At 63.9% G+C, this 17,536-nt stretch carries 21 protein-coding genes; 5 read left to right on the plus strand and 16 right to left on the minus strand.

Translation table 11 applies throughout. The features are described from left to right. Positions 1-12 precede the first annotated feature (12 nt). Positions 13-441 carry a tellurite resistance TerB family protein gene (locus WDB88_RS11105; protein ID WP_339107739.1) on the plus strand — a complete coding sequence of 143 codons (429 nt, stop codon included), beginning with the start codon at positions 13-15 and terminating at the stop codon, positions 439-441. Positions 442-459: 18 nt separating this feature from the next. Here WDB88_RS11105 and dacB read toward each other — a convergent pair whose 3' ends face one another. From dacB to WDB88_RS11135, 6 genes are all read right to left on the minus strand, one after another. After that, complete coding sequence (gene dacB, locus WDB88_RS11110) at positions 460-1,890, minus strand: D-alanyl-D-alanine carboxypeptidase/D-alanyl-D-alanine-endopeptidase (RefSeq protein WP_339107740.1); 1,431 nt, start codon at positions 1,888-1,890, stop codon at positions 460-462. 59 nt (positions 1,891-1,949) lie between these two features. After that, positions 1,950-2,567: a nicotinate-nucleotide adenylyltransferase gene (locus WDB88_RS11115; RefSeq protein ID WP_339107741.1), complete on the minus strand. Its 618-nt coding sequence runs from the start codon at positions 2,565-2,567 to the stop codon at positions 1,950-1,952. 172 nt (positions 2,568-2,739) lie between these two features. After that, complete coding sequence (locus WDB88_RS11120) at positions 2,740-3,771, minus strand: GGDEF domain-containing protein (protein ID WP_339107742.1); 1,032 nt, start codon at positions 3,769-3,771, stop codon at positions 2,740-2,742. Continuing rightward, a complete protein-coding gene (locus WDB88_RS11125; protein ID WP_339107743.1) occupies positions 3,768-4,409 on the minus strand; it encodes a heme NO-binding domain-containing protein in 642 nt (213 codons plus the stop codon). The genes WDB88_RS11120 and WDB88_RS11125 overlap by 4 nt, the downstream gene beginning before the upstream one ends. A gap of 60 nt (positions 4,410-4,469) precedes the next feature. Then, positions 4,470-5,165, minus strand: a complete 696-nt coding sequence (locus WDB88_RS11130; RefSeq protein WP_339107744.1) for an HAD family hydrolase — start codon at positions 5,163-5,165, stop codon at positions 4,470-4,472. A gap of 9 nt (positions 5,166-5,174) precedes the next feature. Further along, on the minus strand, positions 5,175-5,453 hold the full coding sequence (locus WDB88_RS11135; RefSeq protein WP_339107745.1) for a DUF3572 domain-containing protein: 279 nt from the start codon (positions 5,451-5,453) through the stop codon (positions 5,175-5,177). A gap of 93 nt (positions 5,454-5,546) precedes the next feature. Here WDB88_RS11135 and WDB88_RS11140 point away from each other — a divergent pair, with 93 nt between their 5' ends. Beyond that, positions 5,547-6,944: a diguanylate cyclase gene (locus WDB88_RS11140; RefSeq protein ID WP_339107746.1), complete on the plus strand. Its 1,398-nt coding sequence runs from the start codon at positions 5,547-5,549 to the stop codon at positions 6,942-6,944. Between the two features lie 130 nt (positions 6,945-7,074). Here the strand turns inward: WDB88_RS11140 and WDB88_RS11145 are convergent, their stop codons facing one another. The 4 genes from WDB88_RS11145 to WDB88_RS11160 all read right to left on the minus strand — a co-directional run bounded on the left by WDB88_RS11145 (position 7,075) and on the right by WDB88_RS11160 (position 9,412). Further along, positions 7,075-7,551 carry a periplasmic heavy metal sensor gene (locus WDB88_RS11145; RefSeq protein WP_339107747.1) on the minus strand — a complete coding sequence of 159 codons (477 nt, stop codon included), beginning with the start codon at positions 7,549-7,551 and terminating at the stop codon, positions 7,075-7,077. Beyond that, on the minus strand, positions 7,552-7,956 hold the full coding sequence (locus WDB88_RS11150) for a hypothetical protein (protein WP_339107748.1): 405 nt from the start codon (positions 7,954-7,956) through the stop codon (positions 7,552-7,554). Positions 7,957-7,975: 19 nt separating this feature from the next. Beyond that, positions 7,976-8,554, minus strand: a complete 579-nt coding sequence (locus tag WDB88_RS11155) for an RNA polymerase sigma factor (RefSeq protein ID WP_339107749.1) — start codon at positions 8,552-8,554, stop codon at positions 7,976-7,978. A gap of 117 nt (positions 8,555-8,671) precedes the next feature. Then, positions 8,672-9,412, minus strand: a complete 741-nt coding sequence (locus WDB88_RS11160; protein ID WP_339107750.1) for an EF-hand domain-containing protein — start codon at positions 9,410-9,412, stop codon at positions 8,672-8,674. 215 nt (positions 9,413-9,627) lie between these two features. On the opposite strand from WDB88_RS11160, the gene WDB88_RS11165 reads away from it, so the two are divergent. Continuing rightward, positions 9,628-10,251, plus strand: coding sequence for an NUDIX hydrolase (locus WDB88_RS11165; protein WP_339107751.1), 624 nt, complete (start codon positions 9,628-9,630; stop codon positions 10,249-10,251). Here the strand turns inward: WDB88_RS11165 and WDB88_RS11170 are convergent. The 5 genes from WDB88_RS11170 to msrB form a co-directional block, all read right to left on the minus strand. Further along, positions 10,248-11,138: a DMT family transporter gene (locus WDB88_RS11170; RefSeq protein ID WP_339107752.1), complete on the minus strand. Its 891-nt coding sequence runs from the start codon at positions 11,136-11,138 to the stop codon at positions 10,248-10,250. The two genes, WDB88_RS11165 and WDB88_RS11170, sit on opposite strands and share 4 nt — an antisense overlap. 68 nt (positions 11,139-11,206) lie before the next feature. Continuing rightward, the gene (locus WDB88_RS11175) at positions 11,207-11,731 is read right to left on the minus strand and encodes a lipocalin (protein ID WP_339107753.1); all 525 of its coding nucleotides are present in this window, start codon (positions 11,729-11,731) and stop codon (positions 11,207-11,209) included. Next, positions 11,719-12,087, minus strand: coding sequence for a hypothetical protein (locus tag WDB88_RS11180; RefSeq protein WP_339107754.1), 369 nt, complete (start codon positions 12,085-12,087; stop codon positions 11,719-11,721). Before WDB88_RS11180 ends, WDB88_RS11175 begins: the two co-directional genes overlap by 13 nt. Next, complete coding sequence (locus WDB88_RS11185) at positions 12,065-13,108, minus strand: aldo/keto reductase (RefSeq protein ID WP_339107755.1); 1,044 nt, start codon at positions 13,106-13,108, stop codon at positions 12,065-12,067. The genes WDB88_RS11180 and WDB88_RS11185 overlap by 23 nt, the downstream gene beginning before the upstream one ends. A gap of 312 nt (positions 13,109-13,420) precedes the next feature. Further along, complete coding sequence (gene msrB, locus WDB88_RS11190; protein ID WP_339107756.1) at positions 13,421-13,870, minus strand: peptide-methionine (R)-S-oxide reductase MsrB; 450 nt, start codon at positions 13,868-13,870, stop codon at positions 13,421-13,423. A 347-nt stretch (positions 13,871-14,217) separates the two neighbouring features. On the opposite strand from msrB, the gene WDB88_RS11195 reads away from it, so the two are divergent. Next, positions 14,218-15,453 (plus strand): hypothetical protein, encoded by a 1,236-nt coding sequence (locus tag WDB88_RS11195; protein WP_339109526.1) that lies wholly within the window; start codon positions 14,218-14,220, stop codon positions 15,451-15,453. Between the two features lie 6 nt (positions 15,454-15,459). Continuing rightward, on the plus strand, positions 15,460-16,203 hold the full coding sequence (locus WDB88_RS11200) for a hypothetical protein (protein ID WP_339107757.1): 744 nt from the start codon (positions 15,460-15,462) through the stop codon (positions 16,201-16,203). Positions 16,204-16,214: 11 nt separating this feature from the next. On the opposite strand, the gene WDB88_RS11205 is transcribed toward WDB88_RS11200, so the two are convergent. Then, the gene (locus WDB88_RS11205; protein WP_339107758.1) at positions 16,215-17,231 is read right to left on the minus strand and encodes a putative zinc-binding metallopeptidase; all 1,017 of its coding nucleotides are present in this window, start codon (positions 17,229-17,231) and stop codon (positions 16,215-16,217) included. Positions 17,232-17,536 lie beyond the last annotated feature (305 nt).

Raw genomic sequence — 17,536 nt, forward strand, 5'->3', positions numbered from 1 at the left:
GGACCGAATACCATGCCGGATGCCCTTCCCTCGCTTTCGCCGCAAGATGCCCTTGTGGCGGTCATGGTGGCGGTTTCCGCCTCGGATGAAGAGATCCGCACCTCGGAACTGGTGGCGATCGAGCGCATCGTGAACCACCTGCCGGTCTTTGCCGATTACGATGCGGACCGGATCGGCACGATCGCCCGCACCGTCTTTGCGCTATTCGAGGAGGAAGACGGTATCGAGGCGCTATTCGGGCTTGTGCGCGACAGCCTGCCGCAAGCGATGTCCGAAACCGCCTATGCGCTGGCCTGCGATGTGGCCGCAGCCGACGGGCTTCTCAACCAGCCCGAGTTGCGCATGCTGGAAGAAACGCGGATCGAACTGGGGCTTGACCGCCTGCATGCCGCCGCAATCGAGCGTGGAGCCCGCGCCCGTCATATGGTGCTACCGGCCTGAACACCGACTGCGCAGGGGTTAGCCGTAAACAGCGCCCCATCGCATGAGCAGTTGCGACTGCAGTATTTTCGAACGCTTCACCCATTCCACCGACCCCGCCGGACGATCTTCGTCCTGCGTGCGGCGGCGGCGGTCCACATCGCCGGTCAGGATGGCAAACATCAGCTCGCGCCCGTTCGGTGCCGTCATATAGCCCGCCAGCGAGGACACGAAATTCAGCGTGCCGGTCTTCGCATCTACCGCAAAAGGCTGGCTTTGCAGGTTGCGCCCTGCCGCATCACGCAGCTTGAAAGGTTTGACAAGGTTGCGCAGACCCATCGGCTGGCCTGCGGCAATCACCCGCACCATATCCATCGCAGTCACACGCGACGCGCCGCCCAGCCCCGAATGGTCGACAAGATCGATCGCCTGCGTGCCCGCCTTCGCTGCAATCCACCGGCTCATCGCGGTCCCCGAGCGCCCGCGCGCGGCCGGCAAACCACGCACCGTCGAGGAGGTCATCCCCACCGCCTCGGCCGTCAGGTTGGTGGAATATTTCAGCATATCCTGCAGGATAGTCGGCAGAAGCTGCGAGGCATGGGTCACCAGAACCGTGCCGACAGGAGCCGTCTTGGCCTCTTGCGGGCTGGGCAGGGGGCAGCCCTGCCCGCGCGCCAGCGTCTGGAACACATCCCCCGCATAGGCCGTCGGATGCCGCACTGGCAGCCAGCGCGACCCAGAGCGCCCCAAGGCAGGGGCCGCCACCGTCCATTGCTCTTTTCCCCCGCGATCCGAATAGGCGAAAAGCGGCGACTGGCGCGCTGCCACCTGCATCGACGCGGTATAGGCCGTCGGCGTGTAGCTGTCGCCGCGGGCATCCATCGTCAGTTGATAGCCGTTTCCGGCACGTTTCCACGCAAAATAGACGCGGTTATAGTTCAGGATCAGCCCAGAGATAGAGGGGTTATAGCTGACATAAACGGGCTGGTCCTTCGCGATTTCCTCGGCATAGGGCAGCGCCCCGCCCCAGACAAGAAACCGCCCCGTCACGCCCCGCACCCCGATCCGCGCAAGCTCTGCCGCCATTGCCCCCAGATGATCGGTCGAAAGCGTCGGGTCCGCCCCGCCCGACAGGACCAGATCGCCCTGAACCACGCCATTCACCACCGGCCCCGTCGCAATCAGCCACGTGCCGAAACGGTAGTTTGTTCCAAGGGTTTCAAGGGCATAAAGCGTCGTGATGGTTTTTGCCGTCGAGGCGGGCGGCAGACCCATCGTCGGGTTGCGCGCCTCCAGCACCTGCCCGCTGCGCGCATCCATCACCACATAGCCGACATCGCCCCCCAGCCGCGCCGCCTGCACATAACCCTCGCCCGAGGCCACCTGGGCCTGCGCCAATGTCGGCGGTGCCGCCAGCCCAAGAGTAGAAGCCGCCAGACCCGTAACGAAACCGCGCCGAGAAACCTGCATCGTGCCAAACCGCCTTTTTCTGGAATGTCTGGCCAGAATAACCCGCGCGAGGCTCTGGTTCAAGCTTCGCGCGCAGGGCTTTTCCAGTCTCCGGCATCGCGGATACGGGTCGAGGATTCCGAAGACATCGGCATGTTGATAAAGCACCAGCGCGGCGCAGGCCCCGCCGCCAGTTCCTGCGAACGCCATCCGGGCAGTTTGGCATGGGCGAAAACCCGCGCCGCTTTCGAACAGCGTGCCCGCAACCGCACCCCGGGGCGCGCCAGAACCCCGACCGGCATCCGGTCGAAAATATCCTGCCAGTGATCCCAGCGGTCGATCTGGATCAGGTTGTCCGCCCCCATCAGCCAGACAAAATCTACCTGCCGATAATGGGCCTGCAGCGCACGCAGCGTATCGGCGGTAAAACATGTGCCCAGCCGCTGTTCCAGATCGGTGATCTTGATCCGGGGATCGGGCATGACCTCGCGCGCGCGCCGCATCCGCGCGGCCAGCGGCGCAGGCCCCTTGGCCTTGAGCGGATTGCCCGGACTGAGCAGCCACCAGACCTGATCCAGCCCGAACCGCCGTAGTGCCACACGACTGATATGGGCATGCCCCTGATGGGCCGGATCGAAAGATCCCCCCAAGAGGCCGATGCGCATTCCCGGACGGGCTATAGGAAAATTCTGGCTCATGCGCGAAGACCTAGCCAAAGCACCTGCGGATGGGAAGCCCAAATGCGACATTATGCCACTGCCGCGTGCGGAAACTGCCCGTGGGCAGGACACCGCACAAAAGGCTGTGCTCCGCAGCGCAAAGCCGCATGTTTGCGCGTTTTCCTGCACGGCGGCCCGTGAAAGGGCCTGCCTAGGATGCCCCCCCCGACCCAGGCACCGACAGGGTGCAACGGGCGCGTCCTTCCCGCTTCGAGGTGTAAAGCGCGGCATCGGCATCGGCCATCATTTCTTCCGCCACCGGATCGTCGTAATCTTGCGACATCGCCACCCCGATCGAGCCTGAAATCCGGCATTCATGCCCCTCGAAGGGGATCGGCTCTTCCAGACGGGCAATGATGCGCGCGCCCATCATCCGCAGCCGCTCCGGATCGACCGAATCGCGCAGCAGCATCACGAATTCATCGCCCCCCACCCGCGAGACGACATCCATCTCGCGCGTTTCCTCGCGCAGGATTTTGGCCACCACCGCCAGAACATGATCGCCCGCCGCATGGCCAAGCGTGTCATTCACCGCCTTGAAATGGTCCAGATCAAGCTGGGCCAGCGCGAAGGGCGCCCCCCCGCGACGACCGGCCTCAAGACTGGCCTCCAGTGCGATATCGAAGGCGCGGCGGTTGGACAGGCCGGTCAGCGGATCTGTGCGCGCCGCATCTTCCGCGCTGCGGCGGGCGCGCTCCAGCCGGTGATTGAGCGCACGCAACTCTCCCAGAACGGCCGTCTTGGCCTCTTGCAGATAGAGCAGCTCCATCGTGAGGTCGGAGGTGGAGAAATCGGCTTCGGTCAGGCGAAAGGCCCGGATTGCCTTGTTAAGATGCACGCCGAATGTCAGGTTGAGCATCACCCCCCGCTGGACGATCGGCACCACCACACCACGCAAAGACACGTCGGGCCAGCTGCGCGGGGTCAGATGGATCCGCCGCGACGGGGAAATATCGAACGTGGCCTGCCGTGTCCGGCCCCGCCCCATCTGGAAGCAATCCGTCACCGAATGCCCGAGCGCGGAGGCACCGCCCACCACTTTCATCAGGGTCGGCCCCATGCCCAAAATCGTGCCATCCTCGTCCAGCCACAGAAACATCGGCATCAACTGGCCCAGAGCCTCGACCGACAAGGTGGGCGCGCGCGGCACGGGGGCGGTCTCCATCTGGCTGATCAACATCATACTCTCCCCGCCGGTGCCGCGAGGTCGAAGCTGCGACCTTCGGCAAAACTTTCTTCAAGCAGGGTGACCAAAACGTCTTCCTGCACCATCTGGTCGTCACAGACGCCGCCCCGATCCTGCACCTGATCGAGATATTCGATAAAGGCCAGAGCCCCGTAATCATCGGCCATCGCGCGGACCAGACCGGTCATCGCCGCCCCCCAGCCCAGCATCTTGCTATGGACGGACAGCCGATAAACCCCCACATGCTCGAGAGAGCAGGTAAGTTCCGGCATTTCGAGATCGGGCAGAGCCATCTGCGCCCTGCCCTGCATCTCGTTCAGAGATAACAGAAATTCCGGATAGTCGGGGCCGCTGAACCGCAAGAGCCTGCGCACCGGCTCGATCATGGCGACATAGGCCCCGAGGTCTTCCAGAAAGCCCAGCCGCGGCTTGTTCAGCCGTGTCGAAGCCGCCGCCAGCAAGGCGTCCGTATGGGAATGGTCATAGGTCAGCATCGCCTCATAGCCTTCGGGAGGAATGCCGATTTCAGTCGCGACATCCAGCCAGACAGCCGTGCCGTAATTTCCAATCAAAAAGGTCTGAATCGAGGTATTTATAAGGCCATGCATGACAATCGGACCCGGGTTAAGCGACATATGCGCCCAGCCTAGATCCTGACTGTTAAAATACCCTCAACCCGTCATAAGACATCAGCCTCAACCCTGACTGGCAAGCCATTCGGGCAATTCACCAATATCGGATAGAATAGCCTGCGCGAAAGGGGCCAGCACCTCGGCGGTGGCCGGACCGGTCAGCACCCCGACCGGCATCATACCCGCCGCTTTTGCCGCCTGAAGGTCATGCAGGCTGTCGCCCAGCATCACACAAGCCTCCGCCGCGACCCCCAGCTTCTGCGCCAGTGCCAGCAGCGGTGCCGGATCGGGTTTGGCCCCGAACCCGCTATCGGCGCCCATCACATAGTCGAAATAATCCAGCGCCGCTTCGCGGTGCAGATGGACCCGCGCCGACGCCTCGGCATCATTGGTCATCACCCCCAGTTTCAGCCCCCGCGCACGCAAGCGCGGCAGCAAATCCGCCAGCGGTGCTGCGGCCACCTGCGGTGCGCCCTGCGCCATGCGGTGCATCTCCTGCGCCAGATCCGCGCGGGACCATTGCGGCAGATGCGCGGCCAGCGCGGCAACGATCTCGTCCATTGTTCCCGCAATCGCCACCGAGCTGGGCCGGAACCGCCCCGCCCGAAGGTCATAGTCTATGGCCTCCGCCAGCACCGTTGCCAAGGCCGGATCGCCGTCCGACAGATGCTGCAGCAGATCGCGGGCCCATGCGCTCCATGTCGCATGGAAATCGAACAGGGTTCCGTCTTTGTCAAACAGCAGCGCCGCAATCTGCATGAAAGCTCCTCAGGTCCAATGCATCTGGTCGCCGCCGCCCAGAACGGCCCGCGCGGCAACAAGTTCGTCGGGGCGATAGCCCAGATCCTGCGCACAGTCGATCACCCATGCGTCCTGCGTCAGGATAAAATCCAGCAGCGCCGTCTGGAAACCGGTCTCGCGCGCGATGGAACGGATCTGGCTGGCCTCGGCGCCGCTGACGTTGAGAAAGGCCTCCAGCAGGTTTTCCCGACCGGCCAGCCAGCCCAATGCACCAAGCGCGATCTCTTCGGCAGTTTCTTGCCGCATTTGAATTTCCTTTCCGACAAGTCGAAACATTTTATTAACCTAATACCAAGCAATATGCACAAGTGAATTAACGCCGAGGGAGAACAAGGCGTCATGGCAGGCAAGATCCTGATTGCAGACCAGATCGCGACCAATCGCATCATGCTCAAGGCAAAGCTTGCCGGAGCACGCTACGATGTCGTCTTGGCCAGTAACGGGCAGATGGCACTGAACCTTGCCATCCGCGAGCGCCCCGAGCTGATCCTGATCGATCAGGCGCAACCGGATATGAGCGGGGTGGAGCTTGTGCACCATCTGAAAACCGACCCGCTGACCAGCGAGATTCCCGTGATTTTCCTGCATCAGCCGGAAGATATCGCCAACCGTCTGGCCGCATTGCGGGCGGGGGCCGATGTCTGCCTGCCCAAACCCTATGACGAGGTGCTGCTGCTGGCGCGTCTGCGCAGCCTGCTACGGACCCGTTCCACCGATGCCGAAATGCGCCTGCGCGAAAGCACCTTCCGCGATCTGGGCTTTGCCGAAGGGCCGGCCACCTTCGCCGCACCAGCACGGATCGGGCTGATCGCCCCGACCCGCGTGCAGGCCGCCGCATGGAAACAGGCCTTGGCGCGGCATCTCCCCGCCAATTATCTGACCATTCTCGAACGCTCCGAGGCGCTGAGCGTGGCCACCGAAGCCCAAAGCGCTTTCGACGCGCTTATTCTGGCTGCGGATCTGTCGCGCCGCGACGAGGGGTTGCGCCTGATGGCCGAGCTGCGTGCCCGTGCCGGATCGAAAGCGGCGGTGATCTGCATTGCCGCCGAGGCCGAGGCCCGCGAAACGGCGGTGATGGCTCTGGATCTGGGGGCCGATGATGTGCTGCCCGCCGATATGACCGCCCGCGAAACCACCGAGGATATCGCCTTACGCCTGCGCCGCCATCTGGCCCGCAAACGCCGCCTTGACCAAAGCCGGAAGAACCTGACCGAAGGGCTGCGCCTTGCCACGATCGACCCGCTGACGGGGCTGTATAACCGCCGTTATGCCATGCCGCAGCTGGAGCGGATCGCCGATCATGCCCGCCGCACCGGCAAGGATTTTGCCGTGATGCTGCTGGATCTGGACCGTTTCAAGGACATCAACGACACCTATGGCCATGCCGTCGGAGACAGCGTGCTGACCGAGGTTGCCCATCGTCTGAGCACCGTGCTGGACGGCAATGACCTCCTTGCCCGCATCGGCGGCGAGGAGTTCCTGATCGCTCTGCCCGACTGCCCGCCCGAAGAGGCGCGACTGGCGGCGGACCTGCTTTGTCGGGTGATCAACGAACGCCCCTTCCACCGCGCCAATGGGCCGGATCTGAACGTGACGATCTCGATCGGGCTGGTGCTGGGCGACGAGCGCCTCCGGTCCATCGATCATCTGTTCGAGGCGGCAGATCACGCGATGCTGCTGTCCAAACATAACGGGCGCAATCAGGTGCAGGTCTTTCCCTGCCCCTCGGCCGCCTGAACGCCCCCGCCCCCGCCTCTGCCCCCAAGGCCCGAAGCCCCCGCAACAGCGATAGGAACAACAAAACGCCCCGCCGGTTTTCCCAGCGGGGCGTTCGAACAGCGCGTCCTGCAACCGCTCACGCGGCAGGCTAATGCTGCGGTGGCGGGCCACCCCCTTCTTCTTCATGGGTGCGAATCCGCTCGACAAAGGTCTTGCGGTCCTCGGGGGTGAGTGTCCCGAGCCACTTCACCATAATATCCTCGCCGGTCTGGATACGGGACACGATATGCATCCGGTGCGCATTCAGCGCATCGCGCACGGCGACCTCGTCATAGGGGGTCTGCTCGATCGCCGTCAGAATCCTGTCCAGCCAGACATCCATAGCACCGGGATAATTGTTGAACTCGAACCCTTCGGCCTTGGCCATCTTGGTCAGGGTCTGGCGGTCCGCATCGGTCAACCCACGGTCAAAAGGCCCCAGCCCGACCTGCGGCGGCTGGGGGCCGCGATTGGCGGGACCGAAGGCACCGCCAATAATAACGCCTGCGACCAAGAGATTGAGCGTGACGGAAATCATAAGTGCCCAGCGGGTCTTACGATCCCCTTTGCGCCTTGTCTCGTTCATTTAATAAGCTCCAGACTCGCTTGCGACCTGCGCGGCAACGGAGAACAGATCACCGGTCGGCAACAGCTCAACAGTTGTTGACTCAGCGGTGGAAATCGTCTTCAGCCCAACATAGGACAAAGGATTGCCGCTCGACAAACCAATAATAACGCCCATGCAGGTTGCCGCCACCATGCCGCCCATCGGCAACCAGTTGCGTGCAGCATCGCGCAGCACGGATATCAGACCGAACAGACCGCCGGTCCAGGCCACATCTGCCGCCCCCGGAGCGCCGGGACGCAAGTGCTGTGCCTGCATCTGTAGACCATCCGCCAGCACGCGCGCCAGAAACTCGGGCGACGGCTCGGGCTGCTGGTCCCGCGCGGCTTGCCAGAATGGCTCAAGCTTATGTTCGTCAACCATCATCACACCCTCCTTCACGGCCTTAATCCCTGTCATAGCCAAGACTATCCTTACGTTGGCGTAACAGGGCGGCCAATGCACGTTTCCCCCGTGCTGTCAGACTTTCTACGGCCTCCACGCCGGTTTCCATCGCTTCCGCGATCTCCGGATTGGATAAACCTTCAAGATGGCGTAAAATCACCGCCTGTTTCTGGCGGATCGGCAACTGGTCCAGTGCCCATTGTAACGCCTCAGCGCGCTGATTTTCCAGCATTTGTTCATCAACAGACAAAGTTTCATCGGCAGGATCGCCCGCTTCGTCCAAAGATGTGGCGCGCCGTTTGCGCAAACGGTCCGTCGCCAGATTCGAGGTCACACGATACAGCCATGTGGAAACTTTGGCTTCCCCCACACGCCATTGCGGGGCAATTTTCCACAGCCGCAACATGGCTTCCTGCGCCACATCCTCGGCTTCGGCCTCATCGCGCAGCATGCGGCAGGCCAGACGATAGCTCAATGGCGCAAGGCGCACTGTCAGCGCCTGCGCTGCAGCACGGTCGCCCTGACCATAGGCCAGAAGCAATGCCTCGTCGGATGTTTCTGCCCCCATTTCGACTGCCATTCCTTTCGCCTGTTCTCCCCCTAGCAGATACCGGAATTTCCGCAAGACAGAGCGCCAGACACATAACGAAGCCGGCCCGAAAAAACGGACCGGCCAATCACTTATGGAAGACCAAACTCAGTTTGCATTATCGGCTGCGGGAGCCTCGGGCGCATCTGCGGGCGGCATGGGCGGGCGGCCATTCGCGTCACCGCGCGGACCACGATCCCCTTTCGGGCCATGCCCGTCACCGCGCGCACCGTGATCCCCACGGCCCCCTTGGTCCCCACGGGCACCATGATCGCCTTTTGCGCCCTGATCCCCGCGCATGCCACGCTCGCCACGCGGACCACCCTTGCCGTCAAAACGGTCATGGCCCGCCGCCATCTTCTGCTTGGCCGCTGCCAGTTCGTCGGCATCAAGTTTGCCGTCGCCATTGGTATCGGCCATCATGAAGAACCGGATCTCCGGATCGGGCTTGGCGGCCAGCTCGGCTGCGCTCAGCTTGCCGTCGCCATTGCTGTCCATCATCTCGAAATAGGCCTTCACGCGCTTCTCGATGCGGGCCTGAGCGTCCGCCATCTCTGCGGCAACCATCTCTTCTTCGGTGATATAGCCATCCCCGTTCGCATCAAGCTTGGCGGCTTTTTCCGCCCGCGGGGCCTGCAGTTCTTTCAGGGTTACAACACCGTCTTTATCGGTATCAAAGCGCGAGAAATCCATTGCAGCGCCAGCTTTCCCATCGCGCGGAGGCATCGGGGCCTCTGACTGCGCGGGGGCGGGCTGGGCTTGCTGGGCCGAAACGCCGCCTGCCACCATGGCGAGGCCGGTCGTGGCCAGAAGAACTGCTCCGATGGATTTCTTGATCGTCGTTTTCATCTCGAACTCCTCACCGATCCGTTCAGGACCTGTCCTATTTGCTACGTGCGCCGCCTGTCTTTCCGTTGCCAGATCGGCGCGGTATCATTGCGTTTCCAATTCCTCCGAAGGGGCGTGTGCGCCTTCGACCTGTTCTTTTTGTCGCCCGACCCTGAAGTGAGCCTGAAGCAAACTTAAGCCCCGATCACATCCGCATCACGAAAAACGGAGACCCCATGTCCGCGCCGCTCCCCCCTCAGACCCCGCCACCGATCCGCGATGCCTGCAGCCTTATTTTATGGCGCCAAACCACGCAGGGGCCCGCCGTTCTGATGGGGCAGCGCGGGGCGAAGGCCCAGTTCATGCCGAATAAATTCGTATTTCCGGGCGGCGGGCTGGACCCGCAGGACACCTCAAGCCCGCAGAATTCGGGGCTCTCGCCGCGCTGCCATCGGCGACTCGGGGCGCTGGCCGATGCGCTGATCAGTTGCGGATTGCGCGAATTGCAGGAGGAAACGGGACTGACGCTGCGTCAGGGCGCCGGATTGCACTTCATCTTCCGGGCCATCACGCCGCGCCAGCGCCCCAGACGATTCGATGCGCGTTTCCTGATGGCCGATGCCCGCGACCTTGCCAATCCCGACGCCCCTCTGCCCAATGATGGGGAATTGCGCCATCTGACATGGGTTCCCCTGCACGAGGCGCGCGCGCTGGATCTGCCTTTTGTCACCGAACTGGTGCTGGCCGAGGCGGGTGCCTTGCTGGCTGCGGCCCATAGACTGCAAGATATGGCCCCCGCTGAGGGGGTCCCGTTTTTTGACAATCGCGGCCCGCGTCCTGTCTTTTCGCGGATCTGCTAGGCGGCGGCCAGCACCACCACAATCACCGAGGCCAGCACCAGCGCGATGCCCACCGCCTCGCGGCGGTGCAGCCGCTCGTGGAAAATCAGCACCGACGCGCAGAGGGTAAAGACCATCTCCACCTGCCCCAATGCCCGCACATAGGCGGCATTCTGGAGGGCGAAGGCCATGAACCAGCCCGCAGAGCCTGCCGCGCCAAGAATACCGACCCAGATCGTGCGCGACCATGCCCGCAGCACGCGCGTCAGTTCGCCGGGTTGGAACAGGCGCAGGCACAGCCCCATCCCCAATGTCTGCACCGATGTCACACAGGCCAGCGTGACAAAGGCACGCCCCATGAAGGGCAAGGGCGTGAGCTCCAGCGTCGCCCCGCGATAGGCGATGGCCGACAGCCCGAACAGCCCGCCTGCCACAATCCCGTATACCGCCGCTCTGCCCGCGATGCCCCCTTCGGGCGGGCGCGAAAGGCACAACACCCCCACCAGCCCCAGCACGATCCCGACCCAGCCCAGCACGGCAATCCGGTCTCCCAGAAAGACAAGCGACATCAGCGCGACCTGCACCACTTCGGTTTTGGTAAAGGCAATCCCCACCGCGAAATTACGCAAGGCAAACAACCGCACCAGAAGCAGCGTCGCCGAGGCCTGCGCCGCGCCGCCGATCACCACATAGGCCCAGAACCCCGCCCCCATCTGGCCGAACAGATCCGCAGGACGGCCCATCTCGGGCAGCAGGATCAATGCGCCCGCAATCGCCAGCGGTGCCCCGAACACAAAGCGCGAGAACGTGGCCCCTGCGGCCGACAGACCCGACCCGGCCAGCTTCTTTTGCAGCACGAAACGCCCTGTCTGCAGGGCTGCGGCGCAAAGGGTCAGGAGAATCCACATTATACAACGCTTTCCGTCCCGCGCGAGAAGCTCGCGCAGGATCAATGATGACGATCCCGCAGGCGGGATCAGTTGGTAATAAGGTTCAGATAGTAGCCGTTAAAGGCCATGACTTCGCGCGCCGCCGTCAACAGGTCCGAGCGCGGCCCGACCGAGGGGCGCACCATGATCTGGCCCCAGCGGCCCGACGGGGTGCCCAATGCGACGATGCGGTAATCCTGATCGACCCACAGCACCCAGACCGGTTCGCGGCCAAAGCTGTCCGAGGTCGAGATCCGCCCGCCCGGTCCGGTTACAACCGCCGTCCCGCCAAGCATGCGCGGTGCCGTGCCATCGCTGCAATCGGTGCCCGAGAGGCGATAGCCGGTCTTGCCGGAGAGAGCCCAGTTCTGCTTGCCCCCCGCGCAGCGCGGCGTGCTGGAGGCCACCACCAGCCACTCGCCGGCAAAGCGTTCGGGGTCGAAAAGTGCCGCCGAGGAAATCCCCGATTTCGGATCACGCACCAGCTTTTCCTGCGGTGCGCGGCCACAGCTGGCCAAAGTCACAGCAGCAATCGCGGTTGCAAGGGCCAGGTTCCGGCTCAGCCAAGGCATTGGGTCACACTCATACCGTTTTCGGTGCGGATGTCGTTGCAGCCCATCAAGGGGCGCACCGGCGCACAGGTGTTCGACCGGGCAAGACATTCACCCTCGCAATCGGACGCCTTGCGACAGGACTTACCCGCATCTTTCGGCCGCGTCACGCAGATTGCACCATCCGCCCGCTGATTCCACGTGCCCCCGCGCTTTGTGCAGGACTGCTGCAACAGGCTGTCGCGCGCCTTGCCCACGGGCGGCAGGGTCTGTGCCGCCCCGGGCGTGCCGAATGGGAGGAAACCGGGCCGACAGGAGGCCACGCCCATCAGCGCGGCCCCCAGCAGGATGACCTTAAAAGGGCATCGGGTGATCATGATGCACCTTGGCGATCGCCTCTTTGACGTCAGCCGACAGCACCAGCCCCGCCGCATCGATCGACGCCCCGATCTGCGCCACCGAGCGCCCGCCAATGATCGGCAGGCAGGGGAAGGGGCGATCCAGCGTGAAGGCGATGGCCATCGTGATCGGGTCCAGCCCGTGATCGCGGGCAATCCTCACATACAGATCGGCAATCTCGAAGGCGCGCGGATTGGCCCGTCCGCCCAGATTGCCATTGGCCGCCATCCGCGACCCCGCAGGCACAGCCCCGCCCGAATACTGCCCCGACAGGATACCGGCGGCGAGCGGCGAATAGGCCAGAAGCGTGACATCCTCCTGCACACCCAGTTCGGCCAGATCGAGATCGTAATAGCGGCACATCAGCGAATATTCGTTCTGGATCGAGGCCACGCGCGGGCCGTGCCCCGCCTCGGCCAGTTCCAGAAACTGCGCCGTGCCCCATGCGCTTTCATTGGACAGACCGAACGCGCGCAGCTTGCCCTCCCTGACCAACGCCCCTAGCGTTTCGAGACACTCGACCATATTGGCGCGGATCCCCGATTTCGCGGGCTGCCGGTCGGGTGCAAAGCTCCATGTCTTGCGGAAATGGTAGCTGCCGCGATTGGGCCAGTGGAACTGGTAGAGGTCGATATAATCGCTTTGCAGGCGGCGCAGGCTGTCCTCGACACAGGCGCGGATGGCCGGTCCGGTAATCGCCGCCCCCTCGCGCGCGGCACCGCCCTCGCCGGTGATCTTGGTCGCCAGAATGACATCCTGCCGCTTGCCGGTTCGGGCCAGCCAGTTCCCGATGATCTCTTCGGTGCGGCCCACCGTGTCCTTCGACACAGGATTGACCGGATACATCTCGGCGGTGTCAATGAAATCCACGCCGCGCTCCAAAGCATAATCGAGCTGGGCATGACCGTTTTCCTCGCTGTCCTGCGAGCCCCATGTCATCGACCCGAGGCAGATCTCGCTCACCTCGATATCGGTCCGGCCAAGCTTTACTTTACGCATATACTCATTCCTCTCAGAGTGCGGGGTCAACTGCGGGTCCGACGCGCGGGATGGACATAAGCCACAAAGACGCGCCCTGCCCGGCGGGACGCGCGCATCAGTCGGGCCTATCGGGGGCGAGCCTGCCACAGCGCCCCGCCATTCGAAAGGCCCCGAGGCGGGACCTTTTGTGCGCAGATCCACATATCTTTCTGCCCCCGAGCCAAACCGGAACAGAACCGGAGACACCGCGCGGGACAGGCAGGCCACGAAGCAGGACACAAAACGGGCCACAAAACGGGGCGACGCGCCAGCGCTCCGCCCCCCTTGCTGTCAGTCGATGCGGGCAATCAGATCGCCGTAACCTTCGGCCTCCATCTCCTCGAGCGGGACAAACCGCAGCGAGGCCGAGTTGATGCAATAGCGCAAGCCCCCCTGCTCGCGCGGGCCGTCGGGAAAGACATGGCCCAGATGGCTGTCCCCATAGGTCGAGCGGACCTCGGTGCGGATCATGCCGTGGCTGGTATCATGGATCTCGGTGATGTGGTCCGCAAGGAGCGGGCGGGTAAAACTGGGCCAGCCGCACCCCGATTCATACTTGGACGAGGATGCGAAAAGCGGCTCGCCCGAGACCACATCCACATAGAGGCCGCGGCGCTTCTCGTGCAGATACGCGCCCGTGCCGGGGCGTTCGGTGCCCGATTGCTGGGTCACGCGGAACTGCTCGGGCGTCAGGCGTTCGATCGCGTCGCGCGACTTGGCATAGGTCTTTTCGGTGCTCATGGATATCTCCTTTGCTGGCTCTCAAGATATGGGGCGCGCGGCAAAAGCAAAGGGGCAAAACGGCCCCAAAGCCGCGAAAGCCCCGACGGCGCGAAATCCGGCGGCCCGTCTTCCCCCTTTACTGAGGCGGGGGCTGGCAGGCGCGCGCCCTTGAAATACGCGCCTCCCATCGCGATTTATATCGGGGCCGTGCCGGTGATGCACCGCCCCCACCACCAGACGTTCTTCCCAGCCCTGCCCCTTTAAAGGAGCCGCCCTTGGCCGATACGCCTCTTCCGCCCGTTTCGCAGACCTCCACCCCCCCCGAAAGCGAGGCCCATCGTTACGCCCACGAGCTATCGCGCCATCTGCGCTGGCTCGACAGTTTTACCGGCGCGGCGCTTGGCGTGCTGGCGGCGGCGTCGGGGATCTATACCTATCTGGGCGTGCGCTCGCTCTTGGATGATAGCGGGGCATGGACCACCTTTGCCGCGCTCAGCTATTCGCTGGCGGTCTCGGTGGGGATCTTCGTGTTCTGGTCCTATATGATGCGGCTTTTGCCCGCGATGCGCACGGCGGCCTCGCGGCTGGGGTTGCTGCTGAGCATGGCGCTGGGATCGCTGGCGATTGTCGCCATGTCGAGCTGGCTGAATGCCGCAGCGCTGGCGGGGGCGGCGGCGGTAGAACAGCATCTGGCCCATACCGTACAGGAGTATCAGACCGCGCTGGAACGCACCCATGCCAAGACCATTGCCGGTCAGGCGCTGGCCCGCGATGTGGCCCGCGTGCGCGACACATTCGACGGGCTGTCCCAGCAGGAAGCCACGGGCGATCTGTCGGGGCTTGCAGGGCGTGGTGCGGTCTTCCGGGTCCTGACCCAGAAATCCAACGAGCTACAGGGCCTTGAGGCGCAGATTGCCGCACAGGACAAGGCGGTGGAGGAAGCCTTTGCCAATGGCAATGCGATCCTGTCGCGGATGCGGGCGCTTTCGGTCGAGCCGGGCGCGGTCGAGGGCCGCTCGGTGCGGTTTTCCGAAGAGGCGGTGCGGCTGTCGGCGATTATTGCCGAGCTACGCCAGTTGAATGTCGCGCCTTTGGTGATGCGGGCGGCGGCAGACCTGCGGGATTCGGTGGTGCTGCCCGACCTTGATGCCAGCACCGATGCGGGGCGCAGCTCGCAAGAAAGCACGATTGCCTCGGTCATGACCCTTCTGGCCGACCGCGCCAGCACGCTGGAAAGCGCCGCCGCCGAGGTGCAGGCCCTGCCCGACCCCGCCGAAATCGAATATACCGCGCTTTCGGCCGCCGATGCGGTGATCCGCTATGCGGGCAATTTCGTCCCGTCCTGGGCGGGGGCGATCGCCATCGACCTCCTGCCTGCCGTTCTGGTCTTCATCCTGATGGTGGTGCAGTCGGCAATCCGTCAGGCGCAAGGCGCCCATGCCCCCGAAGAGCATATGACCGTGGCCGAGCTGCGCGCGGCACTGGCAGCTGCGCGGGATCTGAATATCGGGCCTGACCTGACGCCGCCCCCCACGGTCTCCCCGCCCGAGATGCGGCACGGAACGCCCGCGCCTGCCGCCTCCCTCCATCCGGTGGAGTAAGCGGCGATGCGCGACATATCCCAACCGCCCAACCAGATCCGGCGCGTCATCGTTGCGCTGATCGGCGCGCAGGTGGCCATTGGCGTGGCGCTGATGGGGATTGACCTGATCGGTAGCTGGGGCGGCAAGGACCCGCTGACCGCGCCCCTGCCCTCCGGCCCCTCGACCCGCCCCTATACGCCCGATCGCAGGCCCGGCACCGCTCCGGGCGTGCCCGCCCCGCAAGGCCCGATGCCCGAGCGGCTGGAGCTTGGCGGCGAAGGGGCGGATCTGACCCTGACCGGCCAGATCGCCGCCGGCGATGCGGCCCGCATCACCGAGGAATTGCGCCGCCGCGCCGAAACGGGGCAGACCATCCGCATGGTCAGTCTTGATTCGACCGGCGGTTCGGTCTCGGATGCGCTGGAGATCGGCGAGGTTCTGCGCGACAGCGGCATTGCGACCTCGGTCAAGGACGGGGCGATCTGCCTGTCCGCCTGCCCCTATCTCTTTGCCGGAGGCCGCACGCGGCAGGTTGCGCCCAATGGCAAGCTTGGCGTGCATCAGCACAGCTTCGGCACCAGCGCCATCCTACCCGCCTTCATGGCGGTGGAATCTGTGCAGCGCGGGCAAGCGGCGGTGATGGCCTATCTGATCAGGATGGGCATCGACCCTGCGGTGATGGAGCCTGCCATGCGAACCGCCCCCGACCGGATCTATCTGCTCTCGAAAGCCGAGTTGCAGCAGTATGGCTTCCTTGCGCCCCCCTGATCCGCCGCCCCCTACTCCGCCAGACATCCCTGCCGGATGACCTGCCGCACCCAATCCAGCTTTTCAGAGACCTTCGGGGTGAGGATGAAGGGATAGAAGCTGGGATGGCCCAGACTGTCATTCAGCGCGTTCAGCGCCAGTGACAGCGCGATCCAGGCCGAGACCAGATCCTCCATCGCGATCCCCAGCAACCAGAACAGGATATCGCGCGGGGCCTCGGGCGCGGCCAGTTCGTGCCCTGCAGGCATCAGCCCGTAACACAGCGCGGTTTCCAGCCCGTCGAGGATATGCAGCAGGTTTGCCCAGCTTTCGGCGAAATCCTCATATGGATGGGCGGTGGCATATTCGGACACGAAGGCCTGCTCCCACCCTGCGGGCGCGGGCTGCGCGTAATGGCGCTCCAGCGCCTGCCCGTAATCTTCGCGCTCATCACCGAACAACGCACGGCACGCCGCCAGACGGTCGGGAAAGGGCTTCACCAGCACCTCCCAGAACGCATGCCCCGATTCGTGGCGCAAATGCCCGATCAGGGTGCGATAGGGCTCGCCCATTTCCGCACGGGTCGCGGCGCGATACTCATCATCGGCCTCGGCGATATTGAGCGTGATATCGCCGTCGGCATGCCCCATCACCACCGCTTCGCCCGCATCCGGCGCTTTGAACAGAAAACGCGGGCGCGGCCCCGCGCTGTCGGTCAGGGGCAGATCCAGCAGGACAGCCATCCGCATCAGATTGCGCTTGGCCGCTTCGAACTCGGCCCAGCGCTGCAGATTGCCCTCCACTGAAAGATCGGGGATCACCGTCGTATGCCGACAGGACAGGCACAGCCCTCCCTGCGCACCCTCCTGCGCATCGGCCACCCAGTTACAGCCGATACGCGCACGGTTTTCACAAGCCGGCAGGCCTTCCGCCCGCAAATCCAGAAAGCCGCGTCCGGGCTCGAACACGAGTTCCGTCCCGCAGGACAGACAGGTGTCATTGCCGAAATAGACTTCGGCGCGACAGGACGGGCAGTGATAACGCATCATGGGCAGACCCTCCGCAACCGCCCGAAACCTACGCGAAACCTGTGCGGGCGGGCCTGTGATATTCTCCCCACAAATGGCGCAAGCCAGCGCCAAGACAACCTTGGCCGCGCGAGAACTTTATTTCTGCACCGAGGGAACCTTCACGGCCATGACAGGTTAGCCCGATTGGTATGCATGAACCGAAATCTTCAGCCGATAGGCCACGAACAACGAGGGAAAAAATCTTTGAGTTATGTCTTTTGACATAGTTGGGATGCGGCACCTGTGCCAAGGGGGACGAGGCGCATGATTTGTGCCCTCTCATT

This window comes from Thioclava sp. GXIMD4216 (genome assembly GCF_037949285.1).
GTDB lineage: Bacteria > Pseudomonadota > Alphaproteobacteria > Rhodobacterales > Rhodobacteraceae > Thioclava > Thioclava litoralis.

What these genes read in the sequence shown, in the direction of transcription:
- WDB88_RS11105 (WP_339107739.1), top strand. Translation starts at nt 13, where the DNA reads ATGCCGGATGCCCTTCCCTCGCTTTCGCCGCAAGATGCCCTTGTGGCG.
- dacB (WP_339107740.1), bottom strand. Translation starts at nt 1,890, where the DNA reads ATGCAGGTTTCTCGGCGCGGTTTCGTTACGGGTCTGGCGGCTTCTACT.
- WDB88_RS11115 (WP_339107741.1), bottom strand. Translation starts at nt 2,567, where the DNA reads ATGAGCCAGAATTTTCCTATAGCCCGTCCGGGAATGCGCATCGGCCTC.
- WDB88_RS11120 (WP_339107742.1), bottom strand. Translation starts at nt 3,771, where the DNA reads ATGATGTTGATCAGCCAGATGGAGACCGCCCCCGTGCCGCGCGCGCCC.
- WDB88_RS11125 (WP_339107743.1), bottom strand. Translation starts at nt 4,409, where the DNA reads ATGTCGCTTAACCCGGGTCCGATTGTCATGCATGGCCTTATAAATACC.
- WDB88_RS11130 (WP_339107744.1), bottom strand. Translation starts at nt 5,165, where the DNA reads ATGCAGATTGCGGCGCTGCTGTTTGACAAAGACGGAACCCTGTTCGAT.
- WDB88_RS11135 (WP_339107745.1), bottom strand. Translation starts at nt 5,453, where the DNA reads ATGCGGCAAGAAACTGCCGAAGAGATCGCGCTTGGTGCATTGGGCTGG.
- WDB88_RS11140 (WP_339107746.1), top strand. Translation starts at nt 5,547, where the DNA reads ATGGCAGGCAAGATCCTGATTGCAGACCAGATCGCGACCAATCGCATC.
- WDB88_RS11145 (WP_339107747.1), bottom strand. Translation starts at nt 7,551, where the DNA reads ATGAACGAGACAAGGCGCAAAGGGGATCGTAAGACCCGCTGGGCACTT.
- WDB88_RS11150 (WP_339107748.1), bottom strand. Translation starts at nt 7,956, where the DNA reads ATGATGGTTGACGAACATAAGCTTGAGCCATTCTGGCAAGCCGCGCGG.
- WDB88_RS11155 (WP_339107749.1), bottom strand. Translation starts at nt 8,554, where the DNA reads ATGGCAGTCGAAATGGGGGCAGAAACATCCGACGAGGCATTGCTTCTG.
- WDB88_RS11160 (WP_339107750.1), bottom strand. Translation starts at nt 9,412, where the DNA reads ATGAAAACGACGATCAAGAAATCCATCGGAGCAGTTCTTCTGGCCACG.
- WDB88_RS11165 (WP_339107751.1), top strand. Translation starts at nt 9,628, where the DNA reads ATGTCCGCGCCGCTCCCCCCTCAGACCCCGCCACCGATCCGCGATGCC.
- WDB88_RS11170 (WP_339107752.1), bottom strand. Translation starts at nt 11,138, where the DNA reads ATGTGGATTCTCCTGACCCTTTGCGCCGCAGCCCTGCAGACAGGGCGT.
- WDB88_RS11175 (WP_339107753.1), bottom strand. Translation starts at nt 11,731, where the DNA reads ATGCCTTGGCTGAGCCGGAACCTGGCCCTTGCAACCGCGATTGCTGCT.
- WDB88_RS11180 (WP_339107754.1), bottom strand. Translation starts at nt 12,087, where the DNA reads ATGATCACCCGATGCCCTTTTAAGGTCATCCTGCTGGGGGCCGCGCTG.
- WDB88_RS11185 (WP_339107755.1), bottom strand. Translation starts at nt 13,108, where the DNA reads ATGCGTAAAGTAAAGCTTGGCCGGACCGATATCGAGGTGAGCGAGATC.
- msrB (WP_339107756.1), bottom strand. Translation starts at nt 13,870, where the DNA reads ATGAGCACCGAAAAGACCTATGCCAAGTCGCGCGACGCGATCGAACGC.
- WDB88_RS11200 (WP_339107757.1), top strand. Translation starts at nt 15,460, where the DNA reads ATGCGCGACATATCCCAACCGCCCAACCAGATCCGGCGCGTCATCGTT.
- WDB88_RS11205 (WP_339107758.1), bottom strand. Translation starts at nt 17,231, where the DNA reads ATGATGCGTTATCACTGCCCGTCCTGTCGCGCCGAAGTCTATTTCGGC.